At 40.0% G+C, this 19,892-nt stretch carries 20 protein-coding genes; all 20 read right to left on the bottom strand.

Annotated features, from left to right (window positions below; genetic code table 11):
* Window positions 1-354: 354 nt before the first annotated feature.
* The 20 genes from FZF09_RS16770 to rimP all read right to left on the bottom strand — a co-directional run bounded on the left by FZF09_RS16770 (window position 355) and on the right by rimP (window position 19,878).
* Entirely contained in the window at window positions 355-2,025 is a 1,671-nt protein-coding gene (locus FZF09_RS16770; RefSeq protein WP_158737741.1) for a ribonuclease J, read from the bottom strand.
* 159 nt (window positions 2,026-2,184) lie between these two features.
* On the bottom strand, window positions 2,185-3,054 hold the full coding sequence (gene dapA, locus FZF09_RS16765; protein ID WP_158737740.1) for a 4-hydroxy-tetrahydrodipicolinate synthase: 870 nt from the start codon (window positions 3,052-3,054) through the stop codon (window positions 2,185-2,187).
* 70 nt (window positions 3,055-3,124) lie between these two features.
* Window positions 3,125-4,357 (bottom strand): aspartate kinase, encoded by a 1,233-nt coding sequence (dapG, locus tag FZF09_RS16760; RefSeq protein WP_158737739.1) that lies wholly within the window; start codon window positions 4,355-4,357, stop codon window positions 3,125-3,127.
* A 12-nt stretch (window positions 4,358-4,369) separates the two neighbouring features.
* Entirely contained in the window at window positions 4,370-5,422 is a 1,053-nt protein-coding gene (gene asd, locus FZF09_RS16755) for an aspartate-semialdehyde dehydrogenase (protein ID WP_158737738.1), read from the bottom strand.
* Window positions 5,423-5,548: 126 nt separating this feature from the next.
* Window positions 5,549-6,145 (bottom strand): dipicolinate synthase subunit B, encoded by a 597-nt coding sequence (locus FZF09_RS16750; protein WP_091583135.1) that lies wholly within the window; start codon window positions 6,143-6,145, stop codon window positions 5,549-5,551.
* Window position 6,146: 1 nt separating this feature from the next.
* Complete coding sequence (gene dpaA, locus FZF09_RS16745) at window positions 6,147-7,043, bottom strand: dipicolinic acid synthetase subunit A (protein WP_158737737.1); 897 nt, start codon at window positions 7,041-7,043, stop codon at window positions 6,147-6,149.
* Window positions 7,044-7,199: 156 nt separating this feature from the next.
* The gene (locus FZF09_RS16740; protein ID WP_158737736.1) at window positions 7,200-7,463 is read right to left on the bottom strand and encodes a YlmC/YmxH family sporulation protein; all 264 of its coding nucleotides are present in this window, start codon (window positions 7,461-7,463) and stop codon (window positions 7,200-7,202) included.
* Between the two features lie 24 nt (window positions 7,464-7,487).
* Window positions 7,488-8,723, bottom strand: a complete 1,236-nt coding sequence (locus FZF09_RS16735) for a M16 family metallopeptidase (RefSeq protein WP_158737735.1) — start codon at window positions 8,721-8,723, stop codon at window positions 7,488-7,490.
* Window positions 8,724-8,760: 37 nt separating this feature from the next.
* Window positions 8,761-9,717 carry a polysaccharide deacetylase family protein gene (locus FZF09_RS16730; protein WP_158737734.1) on the bottom strand — a complete coding sequence of 319 codons (957 nt, stop codon included), beginning with the start codon at window positions 9,715-9,717 and terminating at the stop codon, window positions 8,761-8,763.
* A 148-nt stretch (window positions 9,718-9,865) separates the two neighbouring features.
* A complete protein-coding gene (locus FZF09_RS16725; protein ID WP_158737758.1) occupies window positions 9,866-11,956 on the bottom strand; it encodes a polyribonucleotide nucleotidyltransferase in 2,091 nt (696 codons plus the stop codon).
* 289 nt (window positions 11,957-12,245) lie between these two features.
* Window positions 12,246-12,515 carry a 30S ribosomal protein S15 gene (gene rpsO / locus FZF09_RS16720; RefSeq protein ID WP_091583121.1) on the bottom strand — a complete coding sequence of 90 codons (270 nt, stop codon included), beginning with the start codon at window positions 12,513-12,515 and terminating at the stop codon, window positions 12,246-12,248.
* Between the two features lie 140 nt (window positions 12,516-12,655).
* Window positions 12,656-13,615, bottom strand: a complete 960-nt coding sequence (gene ribF / locus FZF09_RS16715; protein ID WP_370514482.1) for a riboflavin biosynthesis protein RibF — start codon at window positions 13,613-13,615, stop codon at window positions 12,656-12,658.
* A gap of 64 nt (window positions 13,616-13,679) precedes the next feature.
* A complete protein-coding gene (truB, locus tag FZF09_RS16710; RefSeq protein WP_158737733.1) occupies window positions 13,680-14,588 on the bottom strand; it encodes a tRNA pseudouridine(55) synthase TruB in 909 nt (302 codons plus the stop codon).
* A 227-nt stretch (window positions 14,589-14,815) separates the two neighbouring features.
* Window positions 14,816-15,166: a 30S ribosome-binding factor RbfA gene (gene rbfA / locus FZF09_RS16705; protein ID WP_158737732.1), complete on the bottom strand. Its 351-nt coding sequence runs from the start codon at window positions 15,164-15,166 to the stop codon at window positions 14,816-14,818.
* 17 nt (window positions 15,167-15,183) lie between these two features.
* Window positions 15,184-15,462 (bottom strand): DUF503 domain-containing protein, encoded by a 279-nt coding sequence (locus FZF09_RS16700; RefSeq protein WP_158737731.1) that lies wholly within the window; start codon window positions 15,460-15,462, stop codon window positions 15,184-15,186.
* Window positions 15,459-17,573 carry a translation initiation factor IF-2 gene (gene infB, locus FZF09_RS16695; RefSeq protein WP_158737730.1) on the bottom strand — a complete coding sequence of 705 codons (2,115 nt, stop codon included), beginning with the start codon at window positions 17,571-17,573 and terminating at the stop codon, window positions 15,459-15,461. The genes FZF09_RS16700 and infB overlap by 4 nt, the downstream gene beginning before the upstream one ends.
* An 18-nt stretch (window positions 17,574-17,591) precedes the next feature.
* The gene (locus FZF09_RS16690; protein ID WP_158737729.1) at window positions 17,592-17,894 is read right to left on the bottom strand and encodes a YlxQ family RNA-binding protein; all 303 of its coding nucleotides are present in this window, start codon (window positions 17,892-17,894) and stop codon (window positions 17,592-17,594) included.
* A complete protein-coding gene (rnpM, locus tag FZF09_RS16685) occupies window positions 17,894-18,163 on the bottom strand; it encodes an RNase P modulator RnpM (RefSeq protein ID WP_091583105.1) in 270 nt (89 codons plus the stop codon). Before rnpM ends, FZF09_RS16690 begins: the two co-directional genes overlap by 1 nt.
* A gap of 24 nt (window positions 18,164-18,187) precedes the next feature.
* On the bottom strand, window positions 18,188-19,351 hold the full coding sequence (nusA, locus tag FZF09_RS16680; RefSeq protein ID WP_158737728.1) for a transcription termination factor NusA: 1,164 nt from the start codon (window positions 19,349-19,351) through the stop codon (window positions 18,188-18,190).
* A 56-nt stretch (window positions 19,352-19,407) separates the two neighbouring features.
* Window positions 19,408-19,878, bottom strand: coding sequence for a ribosome maturation factor RimP (gene rimP / locus FZF09_RS16675; protein WP_158737727.1), 471 nt, complete (start codon window positions 19,876-19,878; stop codon window positions 19,408-19,410).
* Window positions 19,879-19,892 lie beyond the last annotated feature (14 nt).

Raw genomic sequence — 19,892 nt, 5'->3', positions numbered from 1 at the left:
TCATTTTAATGAACTTCTACTAAGATCGCACACGTCGACGCATAGGATGTGCTAATGTCACTAATGCCACAGGACGTGGCATTAGTGGCGACGAGTGTGCAACGTAGATGTCACCACATCGTGTGGAAGGACGTCCTGTGACAACGCTGAAATGGGTTGCACAGGAGGTGTTGACTTTTGCGTTGCGACAGGACGTTCGCGGTTTTAGCAAAAGTTCCTCTTTATCGTGTGTGCCTGAGCGGCTGGGCGCTGAAGCTAGACATCAAAAACGCCAACTATTTATAATTTCTTACCTTTTAAAAAAGCTGTCCCGCTGGGAGAATACTATAGATTCAACCCGTGGGACAGCATTTTTTAAACTTCCATTATAATTGGAAGGATCATCGGACGCCTTTTTGTTTTTTCATATAAATAACGGCTTAACACATCGCGGATATTACTTTTTAATGAGGACCATTCATTAATATTTTCACTCATGCACTTTTCAAGTGTAGCTGAAACTTTTTTATTCGCTTCTTCTAGAAGTTCTTCGGATTCTCTGACATAAACAAAACCTCGAGAAATGATATCCGGTCCGGATACTATTCCACCGTTCTTTTTGTTTAAAGTCACAACCACTACTAATATTCCATCTTCTGATAAAAGTCTGCGGTCCCGTAAAACAATGTTTCCGACGTCCCCTACACCAAGACCATCAATTAAGACATTTCCGGAAGGCACTTTACCTGCCTGTTTTGCTTTACCGTTAACAAACTCAATTCGTTCTCCTTTATCAACAAGAAAGATATGGTTTGGATCTACGCCGGCTTTTTCTGCAAGTTCACCGTGAGCATACTGCATCCTGTATTCCCCGTGGACAGGGATAAAATACGTAGGTTTTAAAAGATTCAGCATAAGCATCAGCTCTTCCTGACATCCATGTCCGGAAGCATGCACATTGCGGTCGCCATAAACGACCTCAGCCCCAATTTGGTATAAAAAATCAATAATTCTAGAAACGGATTTTTCATTACCAGGAATGGGGTTCGCAGCTATAATTACTGTATCACCGCTTTCGATTGTCACTTGCCGATGAGCTCCTTTTGCCATCCGGGTTAGTGCTGACATAGGTTCGCCCTGGCTTCCTGTGCAAAGAATAGTCACTTTATCATTATCAAGGTCATTCACTTTGTCTGTATCAATAAAAAGCTCGTCTGGACAATGAAGATACCCAATATCGCGCGCAATATCAATTACTTTCTTCATGGAATGCCCGACAACAGCAATTCTTCTTTGTTGTTGTTTAGCAGCGTCTATCACCTGTTGGATGCGGTGGACATTCGAAGCAAAGGTGGTAATGACAATACGCCCTTCTGCTTCTTGAAATACTTCTTTAATTCCTTCACCAGTAGAAGTTTCTGAAGGACTGGTACCTGGCCTCTCTGCATTGGTGCTGTCCGATAGTAAGCAGAGTACTCCTTCTTTACCAATGTGTGATAATTTATCAATGTCTGCGAATTTGCCATCTACCGGAGTTTGGTCAAATTTAAAGTCTCCCGTATGTACGATAATCCCCTGCGGCGAATGAATACAAACACCGACAGAACCTGGAATACTATGGTTTACACGGAAAAAGCTGATCGGTAATTGACCGGCTTTGATACGGCTGTCTTCATCAATTAAACGAAGATCAGATTTTTTCCGAAGACCTTTTTCTTTTAAGTGATCTTCTACAAGGCCTAGTGTTAATTTTGTTCCGTACACGGGAACATTTACTTTTCTAAGAATGTAAGGAAGGGCTCCAATATGATCTTCATGACCATGGGTCAAAATAATGGCTCGAAACCGTTCTTTGTTTTGAACAATATACGAAATATCGGGAATAACAACATCGACACCGAGCATATCATCCTCAGGGAACATCAGACCTGCATCAATCATAAAAATATCTTCATCTGTTTCTACAATATACATGTTCTTGCCTATTTCACCGACTCCGCCCAGGGCAAAAACACGTATGTTTTCAATAGACTGCTTTGACAACATTATTTCCTCCTAAGGTATTCAATTCTCAAATGGATTGATACGTTCAATTTATATACTTTATTTATTTGTACCCGGACAGATCACTTGATAGTAGTATAACTTAAATATATTAAAAAATACAAGTATATTCCAATGTTTGAAAAATAAGAAAGCCTGGCTTTACGCCAGGCTGAACCATTGTTCAAGTTGTTTTATTTCGGCTGCATTTAATGGCAGAATTGGTGATCTTGTATATTTAGAAACGAAACCGAGCTGTTCAAGCATCGCTTTTACTGGCGAAGGGTTTGGTGCGATAAAACAAGCTTTCATTTTCGGAAGTAGCTTTCTGTGGGCAGCAGAAGCAGTTTCTGTGTTCCCTTTTATAAAGCTTTTTATCATTTCGTTCATTTCACTTCCAATGACATGAGCCGCAACAGACACCACCCCATGTCCTCCTACTGCCATAATTGGAAGCGTCATCGAATCATCTCCACTATACACGTAGAAATGATCCGGGCTCTCTTCTATTACATATGAGATCTGTTCTAAATCACCACTGGCTTCTTTAACAGCTGTAATGTTTGGTATTTTACTTAAATGAAGCAGTGTATCTGCCTGAAGATTAACGATACATCTTCCTGGAATATTATATATCATTAAAGGAAGATTTGAAGCTTTTGCAATCGATTCAAAGTGATAATACATACCTTCTTGACTGGGCTTATTATAGTACGGGGTAACGGCCATAAAACCGTCAACCCCAAGCATAGCTGCTTTTTCTGTTAATTCTGCCGAATACGCAGTATCATTCGTTCCCGTCCCGGCGATAACAAAAGCACGGTTCCCAGCTATTTCTTTCACTCGTTTAAAAAGAAATAACTTTTCTTCTGATTTTAGAGTAGGGGACTCACCGGTAGTTCCAGCCACTACTAAGCCTTCTGTACCGGTAGAAATCAAATGTTCTACCAATGGCTCAAGTGCTGGCTTATCTATCGCCCCATTCTCATCAAAGGGTGTAACCATAGCGGTGAGCAATCGACCGAAATCCAATCATATTCCGCCCCTTTCCATCTAATCCGCCAACCAACTCATGTCGAAGCGGCAGGATTTCACCGCCTGTTTAATCATCATTCGTGGCGGAATTATTCTGTTTTTCTAGCTGAAACATTTTATGAAGAGCAAAGACTGCTTTTTTCATGTCCTCCCCTTTCACAAGCACCCAAATGGTGGTATGAGAATCTGCAGATTGGAATATTTGAATATTTTCTTTTGTCAGCGCAGCTACGATCTTTGAAGCTACTCCTGGAACTCCAGTCATACCTGCACCGACAGCGGAAACTTTAGCACAATTTGATAAACATTCTGGTTCATATCCTTTTGCTTGCAATACGTTTAAGGCCTGCTCAACCCGTTCATCTGGAACGGTATAAACGACAGCAGCAGGTTGGATATTAATAAAATCCACAGATATGTTGGCTTTTGCCATTTCTTGAAAAACATCTGCCTGGAGATTTAAATAATCTTTTCCCCTTACAGTTATTTGAGATAAACCTGACATATGTGCAATACCCGTTACTGGCCGATCTTCTAAGTCTACACCTGGATCTGATCCAACCGTAATCAGTGTTCCTTCTGCTTTAGAAAGCGTCGAACGTATTCGTATTGGGATCTTAGCCTGCATGGCGATCTCTACTGCTCTTGGATGAATCACTTTTGCGCCCTGATAGGCCATGTTGCAAATTTCCTGATAGGTAACCGAATCGATGATAGTAGCTTCTTCTACAATACGGGGATCAGCAGTCATAATTCCGTCTACATCTGTAAAAATATCTACCCGTTCCGCTGTTAAAGCGGAAGCAAGTGCTGTAGCCGACGTATCACTTCCCCCGCGGCCAAGCGTGGTTATTTCTCCATTAGAAGACACCCCTTGAAATCCTGCTACAACCACAGCATCGAGATTTGAAAGCGAGTGTTCTAAGGAACGGCACTGCATATCCACAATACGAGCTTCGCCAAAGTCTTCATTTGTCCGAAATCCAGCCTGAGGGCCGGTCATCGCAATTGCATTCACATCAAGTGATTGTAAAAGCTCTGTAAAAACAACGGAAGAGATAACTTCTCCGCAAGAAACGAGTAAATCCTTTTCTCTGTTCCCTACGTGAGAATCTTCTTTATGAACAAGGCCAAGTAATGTATCTGTTGCGTATGGATCGCCATCTCTTCCCATCGCTGAAACGACGACGACCACTTTATAACCATCTTCTACCGCGCTTTGCACATGTCTTGCTGCCGCTATTCTCGTTTCTTCATTTTGAACAGAGGTACCGCCAAATTTTTGAACGAGCACTTTCATAGGCAACCCTCTTTATCCCTTTAACAAATTCAATTTTACAAGGCTTTCCGCAATCTGTACCGAATTATATGCTGCTCCTTTTAAAAGGTTATCAGATACTACCCAAAAGTGATAAGCATTATTACGATCAAGATCGCGGCGGATTCTTCCGACAAACACATCTGGAAGACCAACACTGTCAACAGCCATCGGATATTCTTGCTCAGATGGATTATCTTGCAAGGTAATGCCTTTTCCTTCTGAAAGCAGCTGCTTTAATTCCTCTACTTCAGGAGAGCCGTTTTCAACTTCAATATATACGGATTCAGAATGTCCTGTTTCCACTGGAAGACGAACACACGTTGCTGCTACTTCCAAATCGTTCTGATGCATGATTTTTTTAGTTTCGTTAATCATTTTCATTTCTTCAAAGGTGTAGCCATTATCTTGGAATTTATCAATTTGAGGAATCGCATTAAAAGCAATTTGATAATGTTTTTTGTCACCGCCGACAGGCAGGATTTCAGGTTTAATTTCCTTTTCGTCGAGAACATCTCTAGATTGTTCTTTCATTTCCTCTACTGCAGCAAGCCCTGCTCCTGACACGGCTTGGTAGGTGGAGACAATAACTTTTTTCAAACCATACTTTTCTCTAATCGGCTCAAGTGCTACCACCATTTGGATAGTAGAACAGTTAGGGTTTGCGATAATGCCATTATGTTCCTTTAAGGCATTCTCGTTTACCTCTGGCACGACAAGCGGAACATTTTCATCCATACGATAAGCACTTGTATTGTCTACTACTACAGCTCCTCTTTTTACTGCTTCAGGAGCAAGTGATTTTGATACAGATCCACCTGCAGAAAACAATGCCAGCTGTACACCTTCAAATGCTTCCGGTGTCGCTTCTTCTACAGTATATTCATTTCCTTTAAAGGAAATTTTTTTACCAGCTGAACGTTTCGAGGATAGTAATTTTAGATTTTTAATAGGAAATTCTTTTTGCTCTAACGTTTTTAACATTTGTTCACCTACTGCACCAGTTGCTCCAACAACCGCTACGTTATATCCTGTTTCATTAGCCATGATTGAATGACTCCTTCCTGTTTTCGTGAAAATTACTTCCATGATAATAGTGATGGAAGCTTCGTATTTAACTGCATCTATTTTAACATAAAAGATCACGCAATAATTCGCAATAGCGGTAATCGTCTAATCTTTGAATTTTTCAACAATGACTGGCTGATATTGGCGACCAGAAAGAGCTTCTTCCAATGTTGCAGAGATATCTTCCATTCTGGCAACCAGAGAAGTAGGTTTTTTTACTGGATTATCCTGACCAAATGGAACAAAGAAAATATTTTTTGAATTCATTAACTTCAAAATATTTGGTCCGTTGAGCCCTAAAGCATCGTTTGTTGAAATAGCAAGTATTACTGGCTTGCTATTTCTAAGTGTTGCTTTTGCTCCCATTAATACGGGGGAATCTGTAATAGCATTTGCGAATCTGCTGATTGAATTCCCTGTAATAGGGGCAATTATCATTGCATCAAGCGGTGTTTTTGGTCCAAATGGTTCTGCTTTGACAATTGAATCGATGACTTCCGTTTTTCCAGAAGCGGCTTGAATTTGTTTTAACCATTTTTCTGCTGCCCCAAATTTACTATCCGTTTTTAACACAGTTGGAGTTATAAAAGGATACACATCGGCTCCTTTTTCCCGCAATTCTTTCATATAGGGAATTGCTTCTTCTAAAGTACAGTGTGAACCTGTTACACCAAAACCTATTTTCTTATTATGAAAAGGCATGTTAAGCCTCCTTTTCCACCTGGTTTTCACCAAGCAATTGACTTATGACTTTCGCTAAAATACGTCCAGCTGTTTTTGGGGCAACTACTCCTGGCAGCCCCGGGGCTAAAATAGCTTTTATACCTCTTTTTTTTGCATATTCAAAATCTGTCCCCCCGGGTGGAGAAGCAATATCAATGATAACGGAATGAACAGGAAAATGTATAAGAATGTCTTCTGGTAAAACCATTGCCGGTATGGAATTTATACAAAGGTCGGCCGATTGAACAACGGCTGGCAGGTCTTCGAGTTCAAAAGTCTCTAAACCCATGGCTTCTGCACGTGCTTTTTCGGATGGATGTATAGTTCCTACTTTTGCATATGCACCCAGCACTGAAAAGGTTCTTGCTATCGTTTGACCTGTGCGGCCAAATCCTAAAATCACTGTGTTTGATTTATGAATGGTAATATCGGTTTCTTGCATGGCCATTAAAAGAGTACCTTCTGCAGAAGGAATCGAATTGTAAATGGCTACATCATCTCTCTCTAAAAGCTTTATTAACGGACGCTTCACTGTATTGATGACTGTTTCAAGTTCGTTAGTATGAATGCCGCTCATAACTAAACAGTTCTGTGGTGTCTTTTTGAGCCAGCTTTCTTGTAAAATTAATTCTTTTGAAGAAAAACAGGCTTCTACTTTGTTATCTGATTTCAAACCGCTAACCGGGAGCAAAACAGCATCTAATTCACTCCACGGCACATCAGTATCACTAACAGCTTTTGAGATTCCAGCCACATTTCTCATCCATTGATCAAATCCTAATAAAAATACTTCGTTTCCATCTGCCAGTAAGCTTTCTGCAATTTCAATCTGTCTGGCATCTCCTCCAATGATCACCACTTTATTTGCTTTTCCCATATTTTGCTCCTCTCCTTCGCACTGCATCTCCGCCTTTAATACATTATGAGAAAACAAAGTAATAGTGAAATACAATAGCCTAGAACATATACAAAAAAAAGCACAGCAGCCCTTATTAAAAGACTGCTGTGCTTATCAACCAATATAATTTGAGATTTATTCTGATCTCCCTGGAATTTTCTTTAAATGCGCGGTATCAATAATGACAAAATCCTCACCAATTCGTTGAATGTTTTCCCAAGGAATGACCCATTCTTTTGTTTTTTTTCGGAACGGATAAGCTGGAGATGAAGGAAGTACAAGCGATTCAATTCTCCCTGTTTCTTTTTCCATAACCAGATCGGCTGAACCAGGCATTCCAAGTTTTTCTCCTGTATTGGCATCGAGCACTTCCTTTTTGCTTATTTCACTTAATCGCAACTCCCTTAACCCCTTCCTTGTATATTATATAGAGGTAGGCAATTTCCCATCTTTGCTTATTAAGGATAGAGCAAAGTCTTCTTGAAAAACCTTCTCTGCCGTTTTTTTAATATCTTTTAAATCAACATTTTCAATTCGCTTCATTACTTCATCTAATGTCCGATGGTAACCGAGCAAAAGCTCATTTTTTCCGTTACGACTCATACGGCTGCTTGTGCTTTCTAGACTCAGCATAAGATTCCCTTTTAATTGCTCCTTGCCATTTGCCAGTTCTTTTTCTGTTAATCCGTTCATTCCCAAATCGCGTACGCATTCCATCGTAGCATCAAACAGTTCATCTAACTGGTTAAAACCAGTACCTCCGTAAATAGTCAGCATACCGTTGTCTTTAAACGATGAATGGTAGGAAAAAACAGAATACGCAAGCCCTCTTTTTTCACGAATTTCTTGGAATAAACGGCTGCTCATACTTCCACCAAGTACGTTGTTTAATAATATTAAAGAATAAATATCATCATCACCAATAGGCAGACCTGGAAATCCTAAACATAGGTGAGCTTGTTCTGTGTCTTTCTTTTTCGTTTTTTTGCCTGTCAAAAAACTTGGCTGCTTCACCTGTTTTTTGTCTTTGCTGGATGGCAGCGAGCCAAATCGTTCATTGAGCTGCTGAATAACATCACTGCTAATATTTCCTGCTAAAGAGATGACTACATTATCGGCTGTATAAAAACGATCCTTATAAGCTTGTAAACTTGATTTATTGAATGCAGACACTGTTTCTTCGGTTCCAAGAATTGGTTTACCGAGAGGATGATTGCCGTAACTGGCTTCACTTAATATATCGTGTACAATGTCATCAGGTGTGTCATCAACCATTTTGATCTCTTCAAAAATAACGTTTCTCTCTTTTTCTAGCTCATCTGAATCAAAGGTTGAGTGAAAAAACATATCTGACAAAATATCCAATGCTCGATTAGCGTGATCATCTAGCACTTTTGCGTAAAAACAAGTGTACTCTTTTGACGTAAAAGCGTTCACCTGTCCTCCGATTTTATCAAAACTTTCCGCAATGTCAGCTGCAGTTCGTTCAGCGGTTCCTTTAAAAAACATATGTTCCAAAAAATGAGAAATTCCATTTTCTGTTTGTGATTCATATCTTGAACCTGTTCCCACCCATATTCCCATCGTAATAGAGCGGACAGATGATATATGTTCGGTTACAATTCGGAGTCCATTATCTAAAGTCGTTGTTTGTACCAAAATGAAGCCTCCTTGTACTGGAATTATGACTGAAAATTTAGCGTATTCTTGTCTCGTCAAAGAGATTCGTTACCGTGTCTAGTTCAATGTCTTTTTCTTTTATATTACGTATCATTACTTTTAAACCACCGGCAGTTGATGCAGTCGGGTGCATTAATATCATCGATCCATTTTCTACTTTAGAAGCTGTTTTTTCTGCCATATCAATCGGGTCAGGTTTTTTCCAATCAATCGTGTCTACTGTCCACAAAATTGTATACATATTCAAATCTGAAGCGATTTCTACAACATCTTGATTAAAGCTGCCTGAAGGAGGAGCAAATAATGTTGGTTTCTCAGATAATACAGCTTCTAATGCTTCATTTGTTTTTTGAAGCTCTTCTTTAATACCAGCCCGGGGTGTTGCATTTAAATCGGGATGAGAGTAAGCATGACTGCCTATTTCATGCCCTTCTTCCTTGATCATTTTAGCTAACTTAGGATTTTTTTGCACCCATCTGCCTTCGAGAAAAAAGGTCGCTTTAACTTTTTCCTCACGCAGCGTTTTTAAAATTGACGGAAGATGCTCTTCCCCCCATGATACATTGATCAAAAAGGCTGCCATTGGTTTTTGCGGATTTCCTTTATATATAGGTGCTGGCGGCAGGTCTTCAAGATGAACTTCCGGCTCTATATCTTCAAACACTAACTTCCGCTCATCAAAGGAGCCTTCTTTTTTCATTTCCTCATAGGACGCTTTGATATCAACCATTTTACCGTTATAGCCAGGTATAGCTTTCCACACCTTATCTACAACTGCATCAACTGGTGGTTCGTTATATGTGGTTGCCGCTTCTTCTAACTGTTCAAATAAAGAAGACGGCTTACTCGTAACAGGGGTAACCACCTGCTTATCATCGTGTATGTATGGAATAGATTCAAACGGGATTTCTTTTTGTACGAAAAATAGGATAATAAGAATAAATATACTTAGCGCAGTGATTTGCTTTTTCATAAGTTCTCCCCCCTGTCCACATTCTATGCAAATGCATACAAGGGATAGAACTGAAAACCTAGGTCAGACAGCTGAAAAAGCAGCACAGCCAGTAAAAAGCACTTGGCCAAAGCCAAGCGTCTTTTCTTTTGGGTGCTTCTCTTCGTTTTTATTTTTGATTTTGTTCTCTTAACAAAGCTTTTCTAGAAAGATTAACTCTTCCCTGATTGTCAATCTCTGTTACTTTAACCATAATCTCGTCCCCGATTTTAACTACATCTTCTACTTTATTGACACGTTCTTCAGCAAGTTGTGAGATGTGAACAAGACCATCTTTACCTTTGAAAAGTTCTACGAACGCACCAAATTTTTCGATTCGTTTTACTTTGCCAAGATACGTCTCTCCAACTTTCACTTCGCGGACAAGGTCTTCAATGACATGTTTTGCTTTGTTGTTCGCTTCCGCATCAGTGGATGATATATATATCGTGCCATCCTGTTCAATGTCAATCTTTACGCCCGTGTCTTCAATGATTTGATTAATCGTCTTTCCGCTCGGTCCAATGACATCACGGATTTTATCTGGATGAATAGTCATTGTCAGGATTTTTGGTGCGTAAACAGACAATTCATTTCTCGATTCACTAATGGCCGACAGCATGTTCTCAAGAACCTTTAGACGTGCTGCACGAGCTTTTTCCAATGCATATTCAAGAATGTTTCGGTCGATTCCTGAAATTTTAATATCCATTTGAAGTGCTGTTACACCTTGTTCTGTGCCTGCAACTTTAAAGTCCATATCTCCAAGAGCATCTTCCATCCCTTGTATATCGGTTAGTACGGTTACATCTTCATCTTCTTTCACAAGTCCCATCGCAATCCCGGCCACAGGTGCTTTAATTGGAACCCCTGCATCCATCATAGCAAGAATACTTGCACATATACTTGCCTGCGAGGTAGAGCCATTTGATTCTAACACTTCAGAGACAACACGGATGGTATAAGGAAAATCTTTTTCCGGTGGAATAACTGGTTCTAGCGCTCTTTCTCCTAGCGCGCCATGACCGATTTCCCGGCGGCCTGGTCCTCTCATCGGACCGGTTTCTCCGACACTGAAAGAAGGGAAATTGTAATGGTGCATAAATCGTTTTGATTCTTCCATACCCAGCCCGTCAAGAATTTGAACATCTCCAAGCGCGCCTAGTGTACATATGCTGAGCGCCTGAGTTTGTCCGCGTGTAAAAAGTCCGGAACCGTGCGTTCTTGGCAGCATTTTCACTTGAGAAGCTAAATTTCTTATCTCATCTGGTCCTCTTCCGTCAGGTCGAACTTTTTCTTTTGTAATTAAACGGCGGAACTCTTCTTTGACAAGCCCTTGTAATATTTCTTTTACTTCTTCTTGTTCTTCTTCTTCAAATTGTTCGGCAATCGATTCTTTCACTTCGCCGATCGCTTCTTCTCTTGCTTTCTTTTCCTGCACTTGCACTGCTTCTTTCAAGCGGGATTCTGCTATTTCGCGGACTTTACCTGAAAGTTCCTCATCCGGCTTTTGAAGCTCCACATCCATTTTCTCTTTTACGCCTGCTTCTTCCATTACTTGTTCTTGGAAGTGAACGAGACGTTTGATTTCTTCGTGTCCAAACATGACCGCTTCAAGCATCGTTTCTTCCGGTACTTCACTCGCACCAGCTTCTACCATATTGATAGCATCTTTCGTACCGGCAACAGTGAGTTCAATATCACTTTTTTCCATTTGTTCAGAAGTAGGATTAATAATAAACTCTCCGTCTATTCTGCCTACGTTCACACCTGCTACAGGTCCGGAAAAAGGGATATCAGATAAAGACAATGCCAGTGAAGATCCAAGCATTGCCGCCATTTCTGAAGAGCAATCCTGGTCGACACTCATTACAATGCTTACAACCTGTACTTCGTTTCTAAAGCCGTCTGGAAAGAGCGGCCGAATCGGACGATCGATTAAACGGCTTGTCAATACTGCCGTTTCACTTGGTCGTCCTTCTCGTTTAATAAAACCTCCCGGAATTTTACCGGCTGCATATAATCGTTCCTCATAATTCACGGTAAGCGGGAAAAATGGGAGATCTTTTGCTTCTTTTGAAGCCGTCGCAGTAGACAGCACTGCTGTATCACCATATCTAACCATTACCGCTCCGTTTGCCTGCTTGGCGAGCTGACCTGTTTCAATTTTCAGCTCTCTTCCTGCCCAATCAAGCGTAAAAGTTTTTAATTCTTGTTCCATTTCCAAAGGATCTTCCTCCTGTTTTCAAACATAATTACTCATTATACTTCCTAGTGTAGCCGGACATACTCTATTTTACAATTGTAATATAAGAAAAAGAAAGATCTTAGCGTTTATTTTGCTAATGTTTCCCTTGTATTCCTACAATTGTTAAACATATAGGTATTAGAAAAACTTGGCTTTTCGCCAAGTTCTGCTGGCAGGCCTTAGCATTGTCTTTTAAGGCCTTCCCTTATTCTATACTATCTGAAGTTACAACAAAAAGCGGGATCTCTCCCGCTTTTTCTTCTTATCGGCGTAAACCGAGTTTTCTAATTAGATCACGATAACGAGTAACATCCTTCTTACGCAAGAACGTTAGCAAATTACGACGCTTACCAACCATTTTCAAAAGCCCGCGGCGAGAATGGTGATCTTTTTTATGATCACGCAAATGTTCGTTTAGGCTGTTGATCTGCTCAGTAAGGATAGCTACTTGAACTTCTGGAGAACCAGTATCATTGTCGTGCGTTTTAAACTCTTCAACAAGTTCCTTTTTTCTTTCTTGTGTTAAAGCCATCCTAACACCTCCTTGTTTTTTAATCGCCAATTCCCTAGCCAGTCGTCGGAGAATCGCACAGGCCAAGCAATGGCTTCTTTTTTGGTACAGTGTATAGAATACCTTTTTTCACTTAAAAATGCAAGAGAAGATTACCATTTTTAAGGAGCCGAAGAAGATTGAAGGATATATTTTGCTTTTTCTTTGTCTTTGCCAATTTGCTCTACTAGCTCTTCCGCTGATGAAAATTTCTTTTCACCACGAATAAAAGCATGCCAATGAACAATAACATCTTTTCCATAAATATCTTCATTAAAATCGAATAAATGTACTTCAATTTCAGGATTGGGGCTCTTTTCATCATGAAAAGTCGGCTTATATCCAATGTTGCAAACACCATTATACCATGCTTTTCTTATTTTCATCTGAACGGCATACACGCCGATCGCAGGAACTAAATAAGGTTCATTAATCTGAACGTTTGCAGTTGGAAAGCCAATCGTCCTGCCTCTTTGTTCTCCTTCTACAACTTTTCCTTCTATGCTGTATGAACGTCCTAACAGCCGGTTGGCATTTTCTATTTTTCCTTCTAAAATGTTTTCTTTTATGAGAGTAGAGCTTATTTTTTGCTGTTTATCTGTGACCTTTCCGACAGTTGTTTGCTCAAATTTTTTTCTGGAATGAAAAGGCAGTGTCTCCATCGTGCCTTTTCCCATTCTCCCATAAGAAAAATCAAACCCGGCTACTACATGAACCGCATGAAGACCGATGATATATTGATCAACAAATTCCTGCGGTTCAAGACCTGCAAACAATTTATCGAAATGGACTATAAATAAATAATCTGCTTGCTCTTTGGATAACTGCTCTTCTTTTTCAGGTAGAGGAGTAATATAGCGCATATTTTCTTCTTTTACTTTTGAAGACAACACCGTTTTTGGGTGAGGATGAAATGTCATTATCCCAAGAGCTATTCCTTTTATACTTGCAGTCTCCCGAGCCGTCCGGATTACTTCCTGATGCCCTCGATGAACGCCGTCAAAGTATCCAAGCGCAAGCACCATTTCGGGATAGGAAACAGCCGAGTCACCTTCCTGATGATACAAATATATGGTTTTCACCGGTTTTTCACCTGCCGTTTTACTATTAAATTAACTGCGTCCACACCTGCTAAGTTCCCTCTAATTATTTGGATTTGAGCATTGTCTTTGGTTTTATTAAACCGGGTTTCTTAGGGTGATCTTGATAAATTGCAAGGGATTCGCCTTTATAAATAAGCAGAAAAATGGAATCGTTTGTTTTTATACTTTTTGGCAATACGCTGCCGTTAAGTATTTTTTGGGCCGTTATCTCATCTACTTCTATATGTTCTACATGCTGTAATGCTTTTGACATAGGGGCAATTGTCTCATCTAGCATGCCTCTTTCTTTTTTTTCATTTAATTCTTCCAAAGTATAACATTCTTGAGAGGAAAATGGGCCAGACTTCGTTCTTTTTAAATAGGACATATGAGCAGGATAACCAAGATATTTTCCGATGTCTGCTGCAAGCGTTCTAATATATGTGCCTTTACTGCACGTTACTGTAAATCGAAAAGAAACATTTTGTCCTGATTGTTCTATTGATTCACTATCAAGAGTTAGATCATAAATTTCTATTGTTTTAGAAGGTCTTTCAACCTCTATACCTTCTCTTGCATATTCATATAATTTTTTTCCTTTTACTTTTACCGCTGAGTATATGGGAGGCGTTTGCTGTTGTTTTCCGTAAAATTGATGCAGCGCTTTTTCTATTTCATCTTTGTCCATAAGAGAATTCACCGGTTTTTTTTCAACTATATCACCGCTGGCATCTTCCGTTGTCGTTGAATAACCTAATGTTATCTCAGCTTCATACTGCTTTTGCAAGGAAGTAATGTATTCTGAGATTTTTGTTGCTTTCCCAATACAGATAGGGAGTACCCCTTCAACATCCGGATCCAATGTACCCGTATGCCCAACTTTTTTTGTTTCATACATTCTTCTTAATTTCGTTACACAGTCATGAGAAGTCATGCCTTTTCGTTTATAGAGCGGAACGATACCATTTAACATATGTATGTCACCTACTTAAGCTATTCACCAAGGTTTTATGGTAAAAATCATTGCTGTCTTATAATGTTTATCGAAAAAAATATTATAATACTATACGAAAAAAAGAAGCTGTCTTCAAAGAAGGATGTCCCGGGGCTGCAAGCAGCAGACCCGAAAAAGGTGCTGCACCCTTATCACACATCCATTTTTTCTTTAGAGACAGCTTTGCAGCTTATGAAATATCTTCCTTACTTTTCTTCTTCATTTATTTCCCTTAATAACCTTTCAATACGGTTCCCATAATCAATGGACTCATCAAACTGAAAGGAAATTTCCGGGGTTTTGCGCAAATGTACTCGATTACCAATTTCACTTCGTATAAACCCTCTTGCTTTTTGTAAAGCTTTTAATGTTTCTTCTTTATCTTTCTCTTCACCAAGAACAGTTACAAATACTTTAGCCTGCTGGAGGTCTCCAGTTACATCTACTCCTGTTACCGTTACAAATTGAACACGTGGATCTTTCACCTCACGGGCTAAAATATCAGCTAGTTCTTTTTTTATTTGTTCGCCTACACGGTCAGCTCTGACATTGCTCATATCCGCTGCCTCCTTTATTAAAGCCATTCGTATTCTGTTACGGTACGCTCTATCTCTGGCATCTGGTCTATCATATCAAGGGCTGCCTGCAGCTCTTTTTCCACTATGCGTTTCTCTTGATTAATGGTGACAACTGATATAGCTGTGCGCTGCCAAAGATTTTGATAATCCATTTCGGCGGCCGATACGTTTAGCTTTTGCTTCAATCGCGCAGTTATACTTTTTAGCACTGCTCTCTTTTCTTTTAACGACTGGGCTTGATAAATTAGACATTCACAATGTACAGCTCCTATCATGCGCGTTTAATTTCCTCCATGATGTAAGCTTCAATAATGTCGCCTTCTTTTACATCGTTATAATTTTGCAGCGTAATCCCGCATTCATACCCAGCAGCTACTTCTTTTACGTCATCTTTAAACCGTTTTAACGCGTTTAAGTTTCCTTCATAGATGACAACACCATCACGAATTAATCGCACGGTAGAATCTCTTGTAATTTTTCCTTCTAATACATAGCTCCCTGCGATAGTTCCAATACGAGATACTTTAAAGAGCTGGCGCACTTCTACCTGCCCGATAACTTTTTCCTCGTATTCTGGATCGAGCATACCTTTCATGGCAGATTCAATTTCTTCAATGGCATCATAAATAACACGGTGCAGTCGAATGTCAACTTTTTCCGATTCAGCTGTTCGTTTTGCATTCGCATCAGGCCTTACATTAAAGCCGATAATTAACGCATTCGAAGCAGAAGCAAGAATGACATCCGATTCAGCAATGGCACCAGCGCCAGCATGAATAATGTTAATCTTGACGCCTTCTACATTAATCTTCTCCAAAGAACCTTTCACTGCTTCGACAGAGCCTTGCACATCCGCCTTAACAATAACATTAATCTCTTTGACGTCGCCCTCTTGGATTTGATCAAATAAATCGTCAATGCTCACTTTCGATGTTTGATTTCTTTCTTCTTCGCGAGCCCGGTTTGCTCTTGCTTCACCAAATTGACGAGCTTTCTTTTCATCTTCAAAAATAACAAATTGATCCCCTGCATTTGGGACACCGTTTAAACCAGTAATCTCAACGGGGGTAGACGGTCCTGCTGATTTTTCACGTTTCCCTAGGTCGTTTACCATGGCACGTATTTTTCCATACGTATTTCCGACAACGATTGGATCGCCGACTTTCATTGTACCTTCTTGGACTAACAGCGTAGCAACAGGGCCCCGTCCTTTATCCAATTCTGCTTCAACCACTGTGCCCCGTGCTCGTTTATCAGGGTTAGCTTTTAACTCTTCTACTTCGGCAACAAGTAAGATCATTTCCAGAAGTTCATCTATGCCGTCCCCTTTTAAAGCAGAAACATTTACATAGATAGTGTCGCCTCCCCAAGCTTCTGGCACAAGTTCAAACTCTGTTAACTCCTGCATGACTCGATCCGGGTTAGCCCCTTCTTTATCCATCTTGTTTACAGCTACAATAATCGGTACTTCAGCTGCTTTTGCGTGGTTAATGGCTTCTTTTGTCTGCGGCATAACTCCATCGTCTGCAGCAACCACTAGTATAGTAATATCAGTTACTTGAGCACCTCTAGCACGCATCGTCGTAAAAGCGGCGTGACCAGGTGTATCTAAAAACGTAATTTTTTTTCCGTCTTCTCTTACTTGATAGGCACCAATATGCTGTGTAATCCCGCCTGCTTCTCCAGCGGTAACTTTTGTATGACGGATAGAATCTAATAGTGTTGTTTTCCCGTGGTCGACATGGCCCATAATTGTAACAACAGGTGGACGTTCTTCTAATTTAGCCGGATCGTCTTCTTCGACTTGCGTTTCAATACCAAGTTCATCAATTTCTATTTCCTCTTCTACTTCTACCCCGTAATCTTCTGCAATAAGTTCAATGGTTTCTTTTTCTAAATCTTCATTTTTGGTTGCCATTACCCCGAGAAACATAAGTTTTTTAATTAATTCTGAAGAATCCTTGTTTAATTTCTCCGCCAACTCTCCAACAGTCAGCGATCCGCTGTACGTGACCTTTTCTGGTACAGCTTGTTGTTGTTTAGAATCTTGAAAGCGCTGCTGACGATTGTCTTTTTTATGTTTTTTTCCTTTTTTTGCATTGTTTTTATTTTGTTTGTTTTGGTTGTTCTCTTTTTTTGTTTTATTCATATTATTTTTCTTTTTATCTCCTCGTTCACTTTTTTGGCTGGAAGGCTGTTTATTTTCTGGTTTTGGCTTATTCTCTTGACTGTTGTTTGTTTTTCCTTCCAGCTTTGCAACAGTGTTTTCATCTATGACAGACATGTGGTTTGAAACGTTCACATCCATATTTTTTAATTGTTCTACTATTTCCTTGCTTGATTTATTAACCGATTTCGCATATTCATAAACTCTCATTTTTTTCATAAGCATAACCTCCACCTTCTAATAATCCAGCATTGAGATCAGCTTTTTGGCAAACCCTTTATCTGTAACGCCAATGATCACACGGCTATTTTTTCCAATAGCATGACCGAGTGAGTCCCGATCGCCTGCAATGAAGAGCGGCACTTGATAATAGCTGGACTTATCTTTGAATTTTTTTTGTGTATTTGGTGAAGCATCTCCGGCCATAATGACAAGATGAAGAGACTGATTTCTTATCTCTTTCAGTACTGTTTCTTCTCCCGTCTTTAATTTACCAGCTCTAGCGGCAAGTCCGAGGAAGGAGTGAAAAGAATCGTTCATTATTTCGTTCCTTTCTTTCTTTCCTCAAGCAGGCGTTCATAAACCTCCGGAGAAACTTGTGTATTTAAATGACGGGAGAGAGCATCTTTCTTTTTGGCCTGAAGAAAGCATTGTTCATCATTAGTTAAATAAGCGCCGCGGCCGTTTTTTTTGCCAGTGTGGTCCACAAAGACATTACCGTCCGGGTCCCTTACAATACGAACGAGTTCTTTTTTCTCTTTCGCTTCACCTGTCACAATGCATTTTCGTATAGGCTTTTTCTTTTTCAAGGTTCTTCGCTCCTTTTCCACCCATCAATCTTCTTCTATATATTCTTCATCACTGCTGTCTTCAAAAGCCAGAGCTTCATCATTTTCAAGAAGCTCGTCCGATTCTTCTATATTTCGTTTAGAAGCAGGGGCATTTGGGTCATAAAGGCCAAGTTCTTCTGCTTCTGATTCGCTTTTAATATCAATTTTCCACCCTGTTAACTTTGCTGCCAGTCTAGCATTTTGACCTCGTTTACCAATAGCAAGTGAAAGTTGATAATCCGGAACGATAACAAGCGTGCTTTTTTCCTCATCATCCACCTGTACGTCAAGAACTTTGGATGGACTTAATGCATTGGAAACATATTCAAAAGTGTCCTCGGACCAATGAACAATATCGATTTTTTCTCCTTTCAGTTCATCAACAATAGCTTGAACACGCTGCCCTTTTGGTCCAACACAAGCTCCAACCGGATCCACATCTGGATCTTCTGCATACACAGAGATTTTAGAGCGGTCGCCGGCTTCTCTAGCCACCGATAATATTTCTACGGTTCCGTCATAAATCTCTGGCACTTCAAGCTCAAACAGTCGTTTCAAAAGCCCTGGGTGACTACGGGATATAAGAATTTGCGGTCCTTTCGTAGTTTTCTCCACTTTTGTTATATACGCTTTAATCCGGTCGTTGTGTTTATATGTTTCATTTGGCATTTGTTCTCCCTGTGGGAGCAATGCTTCTACTTTCCCAAGGTCAACGTAAATAAAACGGTTGTCCTGGCGCTGCACAATCCCAGTCATAATATCTTCTTCACGATCAATAAAGTCTGAATAAATGATGCTTCTTTCCGCTTCACGCACTCGCTGAGTAACTACTTGTTTCGCAGTTTGAGCAGCAATTCTTCCGAAATTTTTCGGCGTCACCTCAAGCTCAACCACATCATCTAGTTCATAGTTAGGATTCATGTCTTTGGCTGCTTCAAGCGAAATCTCAAGTCGAGGATCAAATACTTCTTCTACCACTTCTTTACGGGCAAACACCCGAATGCTTCCGTTTTCACGGTTTATAGAAACCCGTACGTTTTGAGCCTGGTTAAAGTTTCGTTTATATGCAGAAATCAAGGCCGCTTCTATGGCTTCTAAAATAATTTCTTTTTCAATGCCTTTATCCGTTTCTAATGTCGTTAGCGCATCCATAAAATCACTGTTCATGGACTTTGGTTCCCCCTTTTTTACCGGCTGGTCCTTCTATTAGATCCGGTATCTTCTTAAAATTGGACAGCTAGTCGTGCTTTTGCCACCTTGTTGTATGGAACAGTATACGTCACTGTCTTTTGCTTTGCTTTCCCTTCGATCGTTAATATTTCTCCATCAAAGTCTTTAAGTACACCTTCAAATGCTTTCTCTCCATCAATGGCTTCATAAGTAGTAACATAAACATGCTTGCCAATCGACCTGGCAATGTCTTTATCATCTTTTAATGGACGCTCAGCACCTGGAGAAGAGACTTCAAGATAGTACATTCCTTGAATCGGATCTTCTTTATCAAGTTGTTCACTAAGACGCTCGCTTACTTTTCCGCAGTCTTCGATATCAACGCCTTTTTCACCATCTATAAACACGCGTAAAAACCAATTTTTTCCTTCTTTTTTATATTCCACATCAATTAATTCTAAATTCATTTCTTCTAAAACAGGCTGTGCCAGTCTGGATGCTGTATCTTTTATTCTTTCACTCATTTCCTGCCTCCTTA

The sequence above is a fragment of the Alteribacillus sp. YIM 98480 genome (genome assembly GCF_009765375.1).
In the GTDB taxonomy this organism is placed as follows: domain Bacteria; phylum Bacillota; class Bacilli; order Bacillales; family Marinococcaceae; genus Alteribacillus.
Note: the sequence above shows the minus strand (reverse complement) of the source record. Positions and strands in the feature narration are given on the sequence as shown.